The sequence below is a fragment of the Agreia sp. PsM10 genome (genome assembly GCF_030433855.1).
Classification (GTDB): Bacteria; Actinomycetota; Actinomycetes; order Actinomycetales; family Microbacteriaceae; genus Agreia.
In genome coordinates, this window is sequence record NZ_JARUXC010000013.1 from 58,606 (window position 1) to 74,345 (window position 15,740).

At 68.6% G+C, this 15,740-nt stretch carries 17 protein-coding genes; 15 read left to right on the top strand and 2 right to left on the bottom strand.

Annotated elements, in window-relative coordinates:
• The first annotated feature begins 2 nt into the window (after positions 1-2).
• The 13 genes from folE (at position 3) to cls (ending at position 10,260) form a co-directional block, all read left to right on the top strand.
• On the top strand, positions 3-578 hold the full coding sequence (gene folE / locus QCD70_RS15020) for a GTP cyclohydrolase I (RefSeq protein WP_301217684.1): 576 nt from the start codon (positions 3-5) through the stop codon (positions 576-578).
• Positions 575-1,498 (top strand): dihydropteroate synthase, encoded by a 924-nt coding sequence (gene folP, locus QCD70_RS15025; protein ID WP_367316733.1) that lies wholly within the window; start codon positions 575-577, stop codon positions 1,496-1,498. Before folE ends, folP begins: the two co-directional genes overlap by 4 nt.
• The gene (folB, locus tag QCD70_RS15030) at positions 1,495-1,902 is read left to right on the top strand and encodes a dihydroneopterin aldolase (protein WP_301217686.1); all 408 of its coding nucleotides are present in this window, start codon (positions 1,495-1,497) and stop codon (positions 1,900-1,902) included. Before folP ends, folB begins: the two co-directional genes overlap by 4 nt.
• Positions 1,899-2,420, top strand: coding sequence for a 2-amino-4-hydroxy-6-hydroxymethyldihydropteridine diphosphokinase (folK, locus tag QCD70_RS15035; protein WP_301217688.1), 522 nt, complete (start codon positions 1,899-1,901; stop codon positions 2,418-2,420). The genes folB and folK overlap by 4 nt, the downstream gene beginning before the upstream one ends.
• Positions 2,417-2,872: a DUF3180 domain-containing protein gene (locus tag QCD70_RS15040; protein ID WP_301217690.1), complete on the top strand. Its 456-nt coding sequence runs from the start codon at positions 2,417-2,419 to the stop codon at positions 2,870-2,872. Before folK ends, QCD70_RS15040 begins: the two co-directional genes overlap by 4 nt.
• Before the next feature lies 1 nt (position 2,873).
• Positions 2,874-3,410: a PH domain-containing protein gene (locus QCD70_RS15045; protein WP_301217692.1), complete on the top strand. Its 537-nt coding sequence runs from the start codon at positions 2,874-2,876 to the stop codon at positions 3,408-3,410.
• Entirely contained in the window at positions 3,407-4,996 is a 1,590-nt protein-coding gene (locus tag QCD70_RS15050) for a PH domain-containing protein (protein WP_301217694.1), read from the top strand. Before QCD70_RS15045 ends, QCD70_RS15050 begins: the two co-directional genes overlap by 4 nt.
• Entirely contained in the window at positions 4,993-5,721 is a 729-nt protein-coding gene (locus QCD70_RS15055) for a Rossmann-like and DUF2520 domain-containing protein (protein ID WP_301217696.1), read from the top strand. Before QCD70_RS15050 ends, QCD70_RS15055 begins: the two co-directional genes overlap by 4 nt.
• Positions 5,722-5,809: 88 nt before the next feature.
• Complete coding sequence (gene panC / locus QCD70_RS15060) at positions 5,810-6,694, top strand: pantoate--beta-alanine ligase (protein WP_301217698.1); 885 nt, start codon at positions 5,810-5,812, stop codon at positions 6,692-6,694.
• A 60-nt stretch (positions 6,695-6,754) separates the two neighbouring features.
• Entirely contained in the window at positions 6,755-8,266 is a 1,512-nt protein-coding gene (gene lysS, locus QCD70_RS15065; protein WP_301217700.1) for a lysine--tRNA ligase, read from the top strand.
• A 10-nt stretch (positions 8,267-8,276) separates the two neighbouring features.
• Positions 8,277-8,438, top strand: coding sequence for a hypothetical protein (locus QCD70_RS15070; RefSeq protein WP_200920329.1), 162 nt, complete (start codon positions 8,277-8,279; stop codon positions 8,436-8,438).
• Positions 8,439-8,498: 60 nt separating this feature from the next.
• Complete coding sequence (locus tag QCD70_RS15075; RefSeq protein ID WP_301217705.1) at positions 8,499-8,696, top strand: hypothetical protein; 198 nt, start codon at positions 8,499-8,501, stop codon at positions 8,694-8,696.
• 100 nt (positions 8,697-8,796) lie between these two features.
• Complete coding sequence (cls, locus tag QCD70_RS15080; protein WP_055928114.1) at positions 8,797-10,260, top strand: cardiolipin synthase; 1,464 nt, start codon at positions 8,797-8,799, stop codon at positions 10,258-10,260.
• Here the strand turns inward: cls and QCD70_RS15085 are convergent, their stop codons facing one another.
• A complete protein-coding gene (locus QCD70_RS15085; RefSeq protein WP_301217707.1) occupies positions 10,261-11,289 on the bottom strand; it encodes a pirin family protein in 1,029 nt (342 codons plus the stop codon).
• Positions 11,290-11,444: 155 nt separating this feature from the next.
• Positions 11,445-12,338, bottom strand: a complete 894-nt coding sequence (locus QCD70_RS15090; protein ID WP_055944922.1) for a glucose 1-dehydrogenase — start codon at positions 12,336-12,338, stop codon at positions 11,445-11,447.
• 214 nt (positions 12,339-12,552) lie between these two features.
• On the opposite strand from QCD70_RS15090, the gene QCD70_RS15095 reads away from it, so the two are divergent.
• Both QCD70_RS15095 and QCD70_RS15100 read left to right on the top strand, forming a co-directional pair.
• Entirely contained in the window at positions 12,553-15,081 is a 2,529-nt protein-coding gene (locus tag QCD70_RS15095; RefSeq protein ID WP_301217712.1) for an ATP-dependent Clp protease ATP-binding subunit, read from the top strand.
• Between the two features lie 108 nt (positions 15,082-15,189).
• Positions 15,190-15,702, top strand: a complete 513-nt coding sequence (locus QCD70_RS15100; RefSeq protein WP_301217715.1) for a hypothetical protein — start codon at positions 15,190-15,192, stop codon at positions 15,700-15,702.
• Positions 15,703-15,740 lie beyond the last annotated feature (38 nt).

A 15,740-nucleotide genomic window follows, 5' to 3' on the forward strand; every position in this document is an offset into this window, starting at 1 on the left:
ACGTGACAGCGTTCGACCGGGCTCGTATCGAGGCGGCCGTGCACGAGATCCTCATCGCCATCGGTGAGGATCCCGTGCGTGAGGGGCTCGAGCGTACGCCCTCCCGAGTCGCCGACGCCTACGCGGAGTTCTTCTCCGGCCTCGGCGTCGACGCCCGCGCGATGCTCGGAGACACCTTTCCCGTCACCGACGGGTCGGTGCCCGAGCCCGTGCTCGTGCGCGACATCGAGTTCCGCTCGGTGTGCGAGCACCACCTGCTGCCCTTCACCGGGGTGGCCCATGTCGCCTACGTTCCGTCGACGCGCCTCATCGGGCTCGGTCGAATCTCGTCCGTCGTCGACACGCTCGCCTCGAGGCCGCAGCTCCAGGAGCGTCTCGGAGACGAGATCGCCGCCGTGATCGAGAGCGGCGTAGACGCCCGCGGAGTGCTCGTCGTGCTCGATGCGCAGCACGACTGCGTGCGAACGCGAGGCCCCCGTCAGACGCGCAGTTCGACCGTCACCGTGTCGAGTCGCGGTACGCTGTCGCAGCCCGCCGACCGCGCGGAGCTGATGAGTCTGATCGGAGCCGCGACGTGAGCAGGGGGCATGTGACGAGCAACGAGCCGAGCCCGCGCTCGGGCGAGCCGACCGCATCCGTTCGTCGTCGCATCCGGTCGGCGACGGCCGCGCCCGGCGTTCCGCTCGCGGGTGAGCGCACGCTCATCATGGGAATCCTCAACGTCACTCCCGATTCGTTCAGCGACGGCGGACGGTGGAACACCCTCGATCAGGCACTGGAGCACGCCGCAGAGCTCATGGCCCAGGGCGCCGACCTCATCGACATCGGCGGCGAGTCCACGCGCCCGGGTGCGCAGCGCGTTCCCGTGGCAGAGGAGCAGCGTCGCGTGCTTCCCCTCGTGCGCGAGCTCGCCCGGGGCGGCATCGCCGTGAGCGTCGACACGATGAACGCGTCGACGGCGCTGGCGGCGGCCCACGCGGGCGCGGCCGTGATCAACGACGTGTCGGGCGGGCTCTCCGACCCCGACATGACCCGCGTCGCCATCGAGACCGGACTGCCCTTCGTGGTCATGCACTGGCGTGGTCACAGCGCCGAGATGGCGGCGAAGGCGAACTACGCAGACGTGGTCTCCGACGTCCGCCGTGAAATCGAGTACCGGGTCGCCGAGCTGATCGTGCGCGGTGTCGATCCCGACAAGATCATCGTCGACCCCGGCATCGGCTTCTCGAAGAACGCCGAGCACAACTGGGCCCTGCTGGGCCACTACGGAGACCTCGCCTCTCTCGGGCTGCCCGTGCTGGTCGCCGCCTCGCGCAAGGGGTTCCTCGCGCCGCTCGTCGCCGACGGCGCGGCACCGGATGCCCGGGACGCGCCATCGGCGATCGTCGCGGCGATCGCGGCGTCGCAGGGTGCCTGGGCGGTTCGGGTGCACAATGTCGCAGAGACGCGGGCCGCGCTCGACGTGGCCGACGCCTGGAGAAGGGGAGCGCAATCGTGACGCGAGACACCCCGGTCGACGAGCTCGACACCCTCACCCTCACGGGCCTCGAGGTGTTCGCCCACCACGGCGTCTTCGACTTCGAGCGCCGAGACGGCCAGACCTTCCTCCTCGACCTCACGGTCTGGCTCGACACGCAAGGCGCCGCGTCCGGCGACGACCTGGCACAGACGCTGCACTACGGCGAGCTGGCCGTAGAGGTGGCCGAGGCGGCCGCGGCCGAGCCGGTCGACCTCATCGAGACGCTCGCCGAGCGCATCGCATCGCTGGTGCTCGCGCATCCGGTCGCGCAGCGCGTCCGCGTCACGGTGCACAAGCCCGACGCCCCCATTCCCGTGCCCTTCGCCGACGTCTCCATCACGATCGTGCGGCCCCGCGGCCCCCGCGTGCAGGCGGCGCTGTGAACGGGCGACGGCTCGAGGGTGCGCGAGCGGTGCTCGCCTTCGGCAGCAACCTGGGCAATCGAGGCGAGACCATCCTCGAGGCCATGGCCGAGATCGCGCGGCTGCCCGGAGTCGAGACCATCGGCGAATCCAGCCTCTACGAGACGGTCGCGGTGAAGCTGCACGGCATCGATCCCGACGCGCCGGCCTACCTCAACGCCGCGTCGATCGTGCTCACCACGCTCGAGCCGCACGAGCTGCTCGCCGCCCTCAACAAGATCGAGCTGCGCCACGGGCGTGTGCGAGAGGAGCGCTGGGGCGACCGCACCCTCGACATCGACCTGATCACCTACGGCACGCTCGAACAGTCCGACGAGACCCTCACCCTGCCTCATCCCCGCGCGTGGCAGCGCGACTTCGTGCTGGCGCCGTGGCTCGAACTCGACCCGGATGCGACGATTCCCGGCCGTGGTCGCGTCGACGAGCTGCTCGCGTCGACCGACGACACGGCCCGCCGAACACCCTCGGAGACGATGTGAAGCGCACCCGACCGTTCTCGCTGATCTCGCTGGCGCTCGCCGGCGCCATCGTGGGATTCCTGCTGCAGATCGGGCTCGCCTCCGGCGGCCGCCCCATCCTCGTTCCGCCCGTGACGCTGCCGATCACGCTGGTGGCGGCCGCGGCGCTCGTGCTGACGTTCGCCATCCCGGTGTACCGGGCCATCCGGGGCCCCGTGCGGCGCGAGGTCAATCCGTTCCGCGCGATGCGCGTTGTGGTGCTCGCCAAGGCCTCGAGCCTCGTCGGCAGCCTGGTCGCAGGCTTCGGCCTGGGGTGCACGATCTACGTGCTGTCCCGCACCATCGTTCCCGAGGTCTCGTCGCTCTGGCTGTCGATCGCCAGCGCGGCCGGCGGCATCGTGCTGCTGGTGGCCGGCCTTGTCGCCGAGCAGCTCTGCGCGCTTCCGCCGGACGACTTCACACCGGAGGCCTGACATGTCCGACCACTCGAACGACGCCGTTCCCCTCGACCCTGCCCGGGTGCGCTCGAAGCGGGTCGAGGTCGGCGGCGACTGGAGGCGGGTGAGCCGCAAGTACATCGGCGTCGAACTGGTCGGCGTTGCGCTGTTCGGGCTCGTCGCGATCGGCGCGACGCTCGTCTTCTCGCTGACGCGCTGGTTCGCCCAGCCCTTCGGCTGGATCCTCGTCGGCGCGGCCGTCGTGACCACCCTCGTGATGTTCGCCGTCGCCCCGCGCCGCGTGCGCTCGATCGGCTACCAGCTTCGCGACGACGATCTCCTCTTCCGGCGCGGCATCATGTTCCACCGCGTCGTCTCGGTTCCCTACGGCCGCATGCAGCTGATCGACATCAACCGCGGCCCGGTCGCACGGTTCCTCGGACTCGCCGAACTGCGGTTCGTCACGGCGGCGGCGGCGACCGGCGTCACGATCCCCGGTCTCGTCGACAGCGATGCCGACGCGCTCCGCGACACGCTCGTCTCCCTCGCCGAAACGCGGCGGGCCGGGCTGTGACCGAGCCCGTCGCTCCGCCCCTTCCCGGCGGCGGCGAGTGGCTGCGGCTCCACCCGGCGACGCCCCTGCTCAAGGGTGGAATCGCCCTCATCGCGGTGATCGGCTTCATCCTGGCCAATGTGCGAGAGCGTCTCATCGAGGCGTTCGTGGGCGGTCCGGACGGAGGCGACCTGATCGAGGAGCTGTACCTGCGCGGGCACCTCGGCTGGGCCATCGCGATCGTGCTCGGCGCCCTGCTGCTCGGCGTCGTGGCGTTCTTCCTGTCGTGGCGCATGCACACCTACCGCATCAACGACGAGGCGGTCGAGGTGCGCAGCGGCATCCTGTTCCGCACCCACCGACAGGCCCGCCTCGATCGCATCCAGGGCATCGCCATCACGCGGCCGTTCATCGCGCGTCTCTTCGGCGCCGCCCGGCTCGAACTGAGCGTCGCGGGACAGGACGCCAAGGTGCAGCTCGCGTACCTCAAGGGCAGCGACGTCGATCGGCTGCGCCACGACATCCTGATGCTCGCGTCGGCTCGCAGGGCCGAAGAGGGTGTCGCGCAGGGTGCGACGGCGGGCGGTGCTGCAGGGTCGCCGGATGCCGTGGGCCCGGATTCGCTCATCGGCCGCCGGGTCACGGAGCTGCTGGCTCCCGAGCTCGACCCCCAGGAGGCTCCGCCGCAATCGGTGGTGCGCATCTCGCCGCTGAGGCTCGCCGGTTCGCTGCTCGCCAGCGGCGCGACGCTGTTCGTGCTGGTCGTCGCGGTGGTCCTGATCGTCGTGACGGCGACCGGCCGGGAGCTCGGGTTCCTCTTCCTCTTCGTCCCCGCCTTCATCGGCGGCGCCGGGTATTACGTGCGCAAGGTCACGCGGTCGCTGCGGTTCTCCATCGCGGCGACACCCGATGGAGTGCGCGTCGGCTACGGCCTGCTCACCACATCGAACGACACCCTCCCGCCCGGGCGCATCCACGCGATCGAGGTCTACCAGCCGTTGCTCTGGCGCCCGTTCGACTGGTGGGCCATCCGCATCAACAGGGCCGGTCATGCCTCGAGCGGCTCGGGCAGCCAGCCCGCCACGACCATGCTCCCGGTGGGCACGCGCGGCGACGTCGACAAGGTGCTGGGCCTGCTGCTGCCGGGGCTGGCGAGCGCCGACACCCGGCACCTGATCCTCGCCGGAATGGTCTCCTCCGGGCAGACGCCCGGATTCGCGGTCGACTTCGTCGCGGCGCCCCGGCGCGCCCGGTGGCTGCGCCCGTTCTCCTGGCGCCGCACGGGCTACGCCCTCGCGGGCGACACCGTTCTGCTGCGCAAGGGTCTCGTGTGGCGACAACTCGTCGCCGTGCCGGCGGCACGCATCCAGAGCCTGCATCTCGACCAGGGCCCTCTCGCGCGGGCCCTCGACCTCTGCACACTGACGCTCGACACCGTGGCCGGACCGGTGTCGGCGTCGCTGTCCGTGCTCGACCGGGCAGGCTCCCTCACCGCGTTCGACGCCATCAGCCGCGCCGCGACCGCCGCGGGTGCACTCGAAGACGGCTCGCATCGCGTCGCGCTGCCCACCCGACACCAGCCACCACGACCGGAGAACGAACGATGAATCCCGCAGAACGAAGTGGACGCCTCGGAATCGGCATCATCGGGGCCGGACGCGTCGGGCCGGTGCTCGGCGCAGCGCTGGCGGGCGCCGGGCACGCGCTCGTGGGAGTCGCCGCGATCTCCGAGGAGAGCCGCGAACGCGCCGACGCGATGCTTCCCGGGGTGCCGATCCTCGAGATCCCGCAGCTCATCGAACGCAGCGAACTCGTCATCCTCGCCGTTCCCGAGTCCGAGCTCGCCGGCCTCGTGGAGGGCCTCGCGACCACACGCACCTGGCAGGCGGGGCAGCTCGTCATGCACACGGCTCCGGGAGTCGGCGTGAGCGTGCTCGCCCCCGCTCTGGCCCAGGGGGCGATCCCGCTGGCCGTGCACCCGGCCATGCAGTTCACCGGTTCGAGCGTCGACATCGCCCGGCTCGTCGGAACCTGGTTCGCGGTCACCGCACCCGCACCCGTGCTTCCGATCGGGCAGGCACTGGTCGTCGAGATGGGCGGCGAACCGGTCGTCGTCGCCGAGAAGGATCGCGCGGCCTACGCCGAGGCCATCGAGACCGCCACGACGTTCTCGAGCGCCATCGTCGACCAGGCCACAGGGCTGCTGTCGTCGATCGGGGTCCCCGCTCCCGGGCTCGTGCTGGGGCCCCTCGTGAGATCGGCGGTCGAGAATGCTCTTCACCGCGCCCGCGGCGACGACGCTGCGGCGCCGTTCGACTCCATCGGCGGCTGAGGGCGGGCATCGAGCCCGCGGCGAGGCACTAGCATCGAGGGTGGCGGCGAGCGGAACCTGCGCCCGTCGTCGCGAGTGAGGAGTCCCGGTGACCGAAGTAGCCGATTCGATCGCGGGCGTCCGAGCCCTGATCAGCGAGTCGAGGGCCGCCCTTGTCGCCACGGGAATCACCGATCCGAAGGTCTCGCTCGTCCCCACGATGGGCGCGCTGCACGACGGGCACCTCGCCCTCGTGGCGAGCGCACGCGAACTCGGACACATCGTCGTCGTCTCCGTCTTCGTGAACCCCACCCAGTTCTCGGCCTCGGAGGACCTGCAGCGTTACCCGCGCGACCTCGACTCGGACATCGCCATCCTCGACTCGGTCGCACGACCGGGAGACAGCGCCACCATCGTCTTCGCCCCGTCCGTCGACGAGATGTACCCGAACGGCCCGACGCAGACCACCGTCACCGCCGGCCGTTCCGGAGCCACGTTCGAGGGCAGAAGCCGTGCCGGTCACTTCGACGGCGTGCTCACCGTGGTGGCGAAGCTGCTCAACATCGTGTCGCCCGACACCGTGTTCTTCGGTCGCAAGGATGCGCAGCAGGCGTTCCTCGTGGGCCGCATGATCGCCGATCTCGACTTCGCCACGGCGATCGAGGTCGTCGAGACGGTCCGCGAAGACGACGGCCTCGCGCTGTCGAGTCGCAACCGCTTCCTCGACGAGAAAGAGCGTCGCGCATCCCTCGTTCTCTCGCACATGCTCGAGGCCGCCGAATCCGCCGCCGACCGCGGCATCGACACGGTCATCGCTGCGGCCCAGTCCGTGGCGATGGGCGAGCCGCTCGTGCAGGTCGACTACCTGGCCGTCGTCGACCCGGCCACGTTCCTTCCCGTCGACGACGACTTCCGCGGGCGGTCGATCGTGCTCGTCGCGGCTCGTGTGGGCACGACGCGGCTGATCGACAACGAGACCATCTACCTGGGCTGAGCGCCGGGGCAACGGCTCGTTGGGTAAACTCTGAGGCGACCCGAGGAGAGATTCGCCCGCATGAGTGATGCACCCACCCACAGCCAGCTGACCGATGACGAACAGCGGGCCGAGGTCGCGGAACAGAAGCTCGTGCGTCTCGCCAAGCGCGAAAGGCTGATCGACTCCGGGGCGGGCGCCTATCCCGTCTCCGTTCCGGTGACGACGACGATCCCGGCCCTGCGCGAGAAGTACGGCGAGCTCGTGGCCGACGACACGACCGGCGACATCGTCGGCGTCGCAGGCCGCGTCGTGTTCGCCCGCAACACCGGCAAGCTCTGCTTCGCCTCGCTCCAGGCGGGCGACGGCAGTCGCATCCAGGCCATGGTGTCGCTCGCCCAGGTGGGCGAGGAGTCGCTCGCCGAGTGGAAGGAACTGGTCGACCTCGGCGACCACGTCTTCGTGTCGGGCGAGGTCATCTCGTCGCGGCGCGGAGAGCTCTCGATCATGGTCGCCGACTGGCAGATCGCGTCGAAGGCCCTGCTGCCCCTGCCCAACCTGCACTCCGAGCTCAGCGAAGAGACCCGGGTGCGCAGCCGTTACCTCGACCTGATCGTGCGCGACCAGGCCCGGCAGGTCGTGCGCACGCGCGCCAAGGCGGTCGCCTCGCTGCGGCAGACGTTCGCCGAACGCGACTACATCGAGGTCGAGACCCCGATGCTGCAGACCATGCACGGCGGCGCATCGGCCAGGCCCTTCGCCACCCACAGCAACGCGTTCGACACCGAGCTGTTCCTGCGCATCGCGCCAGAACTGTTCCTCAAGCGCGCCGTCGTCGGCGGCATCGACCGGGTCTTCGAGATCAACCGCAACTTCCGCAACGAGGGCGCGGACTCCACGCACTCGCCCGAGTTCGCCATGCTCGAGTCGTACGAGGCGTACGGCGACTACAACTCGATGGCCGAACTCACGCAGACGCTGATTCAGAACGCGGCGCTCGCGGTCGCGGGCTCGCACGTCGTGACGTGGGCCGATGGCACGGAGTACGACCTGGGCGGCGAATGGGACCGCATCAGCATGTACGGCTCACTCTCCGATGCGGCCGGAGTCGTCATCACCCCCGAGACCACGGTCTCCGAGCTGCAGGCGCTCGCCGACCGTGAGGGCGTCGAGGTGCACCTGCCCAACCACGGCAAGCTCGTCGAAGAGCTGTGGGAGCACTTCGTGAAGGGCGGGCTCACGAGTCCCACCTTCGTCATGGACTTCCCGCTCGAGACCAGCCCTCTCACACGTGCCCACCGGTCCATTCCGGGCGTCGTCGAGAAGTGGGACCTCTACATCCGCGGCTTCGAGCTGGCCACGGCCTACTCCGAGCTGGTCGATCCCGTCATCCAGCGCGAGCGCTTCATCGAGCAGGCGAAGCAGGGGGCGGCCGGCGACGTCGAGGCCATGCGTCTCGACGAGGAGTTCCTGCGCGCCCTCGAGTTCGGCATGCCGCCATCCGGCGGAATGGGCATGGGCATCGACCGCCTGCTCATGGCTCTGACCGGTCTCGGTATCCGCGAGACCATCCTCTTCCCGCTGGTCAAGTAGGGTCGGCACCATGAGCTTCTTCGGCGGCAACAAGAATCCCCTCGACGACGACAAGAAGAAAAAACCGGGCGAGGTCAGCAACTCCCGCCTGCTGGTGTGGATCGTGGTCGGCGGCGTCGCGCTCTATCTCATCGGCACCGGCGTCTACGGAATCATCACCAAGGGCGGCTGAGTCGTTCGGCGGGTCATCGCCCGGGCCCCTGCACGGCCACGGCTGCTAAACTCGGCGACCATGGATGACATTCTCGCCGGGCTGGGCGCCCTCGCCCCCACAGTGCTCGTCGGTCTCGTCTTCTGGCTCGTGATGTTCGTGATCCTCCGCGCAGACAAGCACGAGCGCCGTGCCTTCTCGAAGATCGAGGCCGAGGAGCGGGCCAAGCTCGCCGCGGCCCAGGACTCGCCCTCGGGCACCCGGTCGCCGCGCTCCTGAGTCACCCGTCTGACCGACGGTTCTGACGGGCCCTCACCCTCTCTCCGACACGCTACGGTTGTCGTCGGGGCCGTAGTCGAGGGGAGCCCGAGTGTTCGGAATCAGTGCGGTGGGCTGGGTTCTGATCTTCGGCGTGCTCATCGATTTCCTCGTTCGCGTCACGGCGATCATCGTCGTTCCCCGCAACCGGCGCCCGGCCACTGCGGTGGCGTGGCTCATGGCCATCTTCTTCCTGCCCTACATCGGCGTTCTCACCTTTCTGCTCATCGGCAGCTACAAACTGCCCAAGAAGAGGCGTGACAAGCAGCAGGCGATCAACCAGTTCATCCTCGAGACCACCGAGGGCATCGACCTGGTCACCAAGAACCACGCATGGCCGCCGTGGCTCGAGTCCGTGGTCGAGCTCAACCGCAACCTCGGCGCGATGCCTCTCGTCGGCGGCAACAACGCCAGTCTCATCGGCGACTACGCCGCGTCGATCGCGGCCATGGCGGCCGACGTGGGCAAGGCCCGTCGTTACGTGCACGTCGAGTTCTACATCATGTCGTACGACACGGCCTCCGAGGCGTTCTTCGACGCCCTGGGAGCCGCGGTCAAGCGCGGCGTGACCGTGCGCGTGCTGCTCGACCACATCGCATCCATCAGATCGCCGCACCACCGCAGGACGACGAGGAAACTCACCGACCTCGGCGTTCAGTGGTCGTTCATGCTGCCCGTGCAGCCCCTGCGCGGCAAGTACCAGCGGCCCGACCTGCGCAACCACCGCAAGCTGCTCATCATCGACGGCAAGATCGGGTACATGGGGTCGCAGAACATGATCGACCGCAGCTACAACAAGCGCGGCAACATCCGTCGCGGCCTCAAGTGGCAAGACCTGATGACCCGACTCGACGGCCCGATCGTCGCCGGCCTCAACGCCATCTTCATCACCGACTGGTACAGCGAGACCAACGAGCTGCTGATGCGCGAGACCGACCCGATCACCCCCGACGTCATCGAGGAGGCGCCCGACTCGCTCGACTGCCAGGTGGTGCCCTCCGGCCCGGGGTTCGAGGGAGAGAACAACCTCAGGCTCTTCCTCGCACTTCTCTACTACGCGCAGACCCGCATCATCGTGACCAGCCCGTACTTCGTGCCCGACGAGGCGATGCTCTACGCCATCACCACCGCCACGCAGCGCGGCGTGGAGGTCGAGCTCTTCGTGTCGGAGATCGGCGACCAGGGTCTGGTCTACCACGCCCAGCGTTCGTACTACGAGGCCCTGTTGCGGGCGGGCGTGCGCATCTACATGTACCGGGCGCCGTACATTCTGCACGCCAAGCACTTCACGATCGACGACGACGTGGCCGTGATCGGCTCGAGCAACATGGACATGCGCTCGTTCAGCCTCAACATGGAGGTCTCGCTGATGGTGCGCGGCCGGTCGTTCGTGACCGAGATGCGCGCCATCGAAGACGGCTACCGCAAGCTCAGCCGCGAGCTCACCCTCGACGACTGGCTCACGCAGCCGCTGCGATCGACGATCCTCGACAACCTGGCCCGGCTCACGAGCGCCCTGCAGTAGCTAGCGGCGCCGGGGCAGCAGCCGCACGGTGGGCAGCTCCGGCGCGGGCAGGGGCGAGCCGGTGTAGCGGTGACCATCACGGTCGCCGTGGCCGCCGTGCGTGCTGGTGAAGCGCGGGCTCTGCGCATCCGGTTCGCCGTCGCCGATCGCCTCGGCCTGCCAGGCCGTGCGGTACTCCACGATCTCCTCGTGGGTGCGCCCGACGAAGTTCCACCACATGACGATCTGCTCGCCGAACGGCTCGCCGCCGATCAGGACGAGTCGCGCGGCCTCGTCGCCCGTCTCGATGGTCAGGCCGGATGCGCCGGTCTCGACGAAGGCGAGCTCGGTGCGGGCGACGGGCGTGCCGTCGATGGTGACGGAGCCGGTGTCGACCAGGACTCCGTGCTCGTCGAGCGGATCGACCGGAAGCGTGATGCGGGTGTGCCGCGGAATGTCGAGCTGTGCCGCGACGATGCGGGAGAAGGTCGTGGCCTGAGCGGTGACGCCGGCCACGGTGCCGAAGAACACGGCGATGCGGGCTCCGTCGAGGTCGGTGACAACGGCGTCGTGGCTCTCGAAGAAGGGCGCGATGTGTCGGGACGCGTCGGGGAGGGCGAGCCAGAGCTGCACGCCGTGCAGAAGAGTGGTGTTCTCGGTCGAGACCTCGGAATGGCTGATGCCGCGCCCCGCCGTCATGAGATGGAGCTCCGAAGGCCGGATGAACGCGTGGCTGCCCACGCTGTCGCGGTGCTCGATCTCGCCGTCGAAGAGCCAGCTCACAGTCTGCAGGCCGGTGTGCGGATGCGGCGGCACGACCATGCCCGCGCCCGTGCGCACATCGGTGGGACCGTAGTGGTCGACGAAGCACCAGGCGCCGATCATGCTGCGCTCCCTGCTCGGCAGCGTTCGGTGCACGGTCATCGCGCGAGGGCCGCCGAGGGGGACCTCGCGGGGAGCCAGGATGGTGACGCGTCGCGGTTCGGCACCGAGGAGTTCCTCGTCGTCTCCGATGAGGAGCTCATCCGGATGCTTTTCGAGGTTGCTCACAGCAGGAAGCCTATGCCTCGATGCGCCCGCATGGACCGCTGGTGCCGGATGCACTGCCCTCGGCCTCGTGTGCATGGCGAACGCGACAGGCCCGGGGAACGGATCGTTCCCTGGGCCTGTCGCGGCGTTCCCTGAGCCCGTCGAAGGGCCTGCCGTTACGGCGTGGGCATGCCGCCGTTCACGTTGAGCGTCTCGCCGATGACGTAGCTCGACTCGGGCGATGCCAGGAAGACATACGCCGGAGCGAGCTCGGCGGGCTGTCCCCAGCGGCCGAGCGGGGTCTGCTCGCCGACGTCCGGCAGCTTCTCGGGCGGCTGGCCGCCCGCGGTCTGCAAGGGAGTCCAGATCGGCCCCGGCGCCACGACGTTGACTCGGATGCCCTTCGGCGCGAGCTGCTGGGCCAGCGCCTTGGAGAACGCGTTGATCGACGCCTTGGTGGTGGCGTAGTCGACCAGCATCTCGCTGGGCGAGTAGCCCTGGATCGACGAGGTGTTGATGATGGTCGATCCGGCACCGAGGTGGGGGAGAGCGGCCTTCGTGATCCAGAACATCGCGTAGACGTTGGTCTTGAACGTCTCGTCGAACTGCTCGTCGGAGATCTCGTCGAGGGACTCGCGGAACTGCTGCTTGCCAGCATTGTTCACGAGGATGTCGAGACCGCCCAGGCCGTCGACGGCCTGAGCCACGAGGTCGCGGCAGAACGCGGAGTCGACGATGTCACCGGGGATGGCGACGGCCGTGCGGCCCTCGGCCTCGATCAGCTCGACGACGCGCTTCGCGTCCGTCTCCTCCTCGGGCAGGTAGGAGATGGCCACGTCGGCACCCTCGCGGGCATAGGCGATCGCGACGGCGGCTCCGATGCCGGAGTCGCCTCCCGTGATGAGGGCCTTGCGGCCGGTGAGGCGGCCGGTGCCTCGGTAGCTCTTCTCGCCGCGGTCGGCCGTGTCGTCGAGGTTCGCGTCGAGACCGGCGCCCTCCTGGTACTGCGCTTTCGTGTCGATGTCGGCGAACATCTTCGTGGGGTCCTGGAGTGTGTACTGATCAGTCATGTCTCAAGGCTAGGTCGGGCGCGCGAGTCGGCCGGGGGCGGTTGCGCAGTCGTGGCGAGCGTGTTTCACTCCCGCCCGTGACGGTCTCCGGCCCGACCTCGCTCGGGGCGGAGCGCAGTCACGCCTAGGGCGAACAGAGCAGTATTCGCGCCCGACGCTGATTAGCATCAGTACATCGAGCGCCATCCCTGCCCTGGCGTTCAAGGAGACAGACATGTTTGAGAGATTCACCGACCGAGCTCGCCGCGTCGTCGTTTTGGCCCAAGAAGAGGCCAAGATGCTCAACCACAACTACATCGGCACCGAGCACATCCTGCTCGGACTCATCCACGAGGGGGAGGGCGTCGCCGCTAAGGCACTCGAGTCGCTCAACATCTCGCTCGATGCGGTCCGCGAGCAGGTTCAAGACATCATCGGCCAGGGCCAGCAGCAGCCCACCGGTCACATCCCGTTCACGCCGCGTGCCAAAAAGGTGCTCGAGCTCTCGCTGCGCGAGGCCCTGCAGCTCGGCCACAACTACATCGGCACCGAGCACATCCTGCTCGGGCTCATCCGCGAGGGCGAGGGCGTCGCAGCCCAGGTCCTCGTGAAGCTCGGCGCAGACCTCAACCGGGTGCGCCAGCAGGTCATCCAGCTCCTCTCTGGCTACCAGGGCAAGGAGCAGGTCGCCGTTGGCGGAAACGACGCCACTCCCGACAAGGGTTCGCAGGTGCTCGACCAGTTCGGTCGCAACCTCACCCAGGCCGCGCGCGACAGCAAGCTCGACCCCGTCATCGGGCGCGAGAAGGAGATCGAGCGGGTCATGCAGATCCTCTCCCGCCGCTCCAAGAACAACCCGGTTCTCATCGGAGAGCCTGGCGTCGGCAAGACGGCCGTCGTCGAGGGCCTCGCCCAGGCGATCGTCAAGGGCGATGTTCCGGAGACGCTGAAGGACAAGCAGCTCTACTCGCTCGACCTCGGCTCGCTCATCGCCGGAAGCCGTTACCGCGGTGACTTCGAGGAGCGCCTGAAGAAGGTCACCAAGGAGATCCGCACGCGGGGCGACATCATCGTCTTCATCGACGAGATCCACACCCTGGTGGGTGCCGGTGCCGCAGAGGGCGCCATCGACGCCGCGTCGATCCTCAAGCCCCTGCTCGCACGAGGCGAGCTGCAGACGATCGGTGCGACCACGCTCGACGAGTACCGCAAGCACTTCGAGAAGGACGCGGCTCTCGAGCGACGCTTCCAGCCCATCCAGGTGGCGGAGCCGAGCCTGCCCCACACGATCAACATCCTGAAGGGCCTGCGCGACAAGTACGAGGCCTTCCACAAGGTCTCGATCACCGACGGCGCCATCGTGGCCGCGGCCAACCTGGCCGACCGCTACGTCGCCGACCGCTTCCTGCCCGACAAGGCGATCGACCTGATCGACGAGGCCGGCGCCCGCCTGCGCCTCTCGATCCTGTCCGCCCCGCCGGAGCTGCGCGAGTTCGACGAGCGCATCGCCGGGGTCCGCGGCCAGAAAGAGGCGGCGATCGAAGACCAGGACTTCGAGAAGGCGGCCAGCCTGCGCGACGAGGAGAAGAACCTCCTCGGCGAGCGTCTGCGCCTCGAGAAGCAGTGGAAGTCGGGCGACGTCAAGACGTCCGGAATCGTCGACGAGGGCCTGATCGCCGAGGTTCTCGCCCAGGCCACGGGCATTCCCGTCTTCAAGCTCACCGAAGAGGAGTCGTCGCGACTCGTCTTCATGGAGCGCGCCCTGCACCAGCGCGTCATCGGTCAGGAGCAGGCCATCGAGGCCCTCTCCCGCACGATCCGCCGCACCCGCGCCGGTCTGAAAGACCCGAAGCGCCCCTCGGGCTCGTTCATCTTCGCCGGACCCACGGGTGTCGGTAAGACCGAGCTCGCCAAGGCGCTCGCCGAGTTCCTGTTCGACGACGAAGACGCCCTGATCTCCCTCGACATGTCGGAGTACGGCGAGAAGCACACGGTCTCGCGACTGTTCGGTGCTCCTCCCGGATTCGTCGGCTTCGAAGAGGGCGGGCAGCTCACCGAGAAGGTGCGCCGCAAGCCGTTCAGCGTGGTGCTGTTCGACGAGATCGAGAAGGCTCACCCCGACATCTTCAACTCGCTCCTCCAGATCCTCGAAGAGGGGCGTCTGACAGATGGCCAGGGTCGTGTCGTCGACTTCAAGAACACGGTCATCATCATGACCACGAACCTCGGAACGAAGGGCATCTCCGGCGCTCCGATCGGTTTCCAGAGCGACAGCAACGTCGAGACCACCTACGAGCGCATGAAGGCGAAGGTGAACGAGGAGCTCAAGCGTCACTTCAAGCCCGAGTTCCTCAACCGCGTCGACGACACCATCGTGTTCCCGCAGCTGTCGAAGGGCGAGCTGCTGCAGATCGTCGACCTGTTCATCAAGCGTCTGCGCGACCGCCTGCTCGACCGCGACCTGTCGATCGAGCTCACGCAGTCGGCCAAGGAGCGCCTCATCGAGGTCGGCTTCGACCCCACGCTGGGAGCACGACCTCTGCGTCGCGCGATCCAGAACGAGGTCGAAGACCGCCTCTCCGAGCGCATCCTGCACGGCGAGCTCAACGCGGGCGACCACGTGCACGTCGACTTCATCGGCACCGAGTTCGTGTTCACCACGAGCCGTCGTCCCGGTGTGGACGACGAGCTGGCGCCTGCCGGCGAGATCGCGGCCTCCTCGGCGGCCGCGGCCGCATCCACGGGCCCGACCGACGCTCTCTAAGAGACAGCCGCAACGAACGCGAATGCCGCGTTCCGATCTCCCATACGGGAATCGGAACGCGGCATTCCGCGTTTCGGACGCGGCGTGACGAGTCCCTACACTGGGCGCATGCCGAGCTCTGTGCAGTTGCGTTACTACCCCGCTCGCCGGATCCTGGTGCGCGGGCAGCCCGCGGAGATTCTCGCCACGGTGGCGGGGGTGTTCGTCGCCCGGGGGTTCCACCCTGCAACCGCGATCGACGAGTCGACCATCGAGCTGGAGATCGGCTCGGCGGCCCGTGAGTTCTGGCTCAGCGGCTCGATCCTGGCCGACGCTGCCCGGTTTCTTCTCCCGGCCCGCGCCCGAGCACTTGTCGTGCACGGCTTCGCGGTCGCCCAGGTGGTTCCGTCCGAGGCCGCGGACGCCGCTCATCCGGAGACCTGGCTCACCGTCTCGGCCGTCAGCGGTCTCGAGACCCACAGCGACGTCGTCGACGCCATCGACCACTGCCTGACCCACTTCGCGGGCGTCGGGCAGCTGGTGGATGCGGGCGAACCCCTCAGCGCCCTCGAGTTTCCCGCCGATTCGGTCTGCAATCCGAAGGGCTTCCGCGCATGGCGGAGGCAGAGGCGGCGCGGCTGAAGGTGGCCGAGAGGGAATGGCGCGCATGCCCCTGGCGT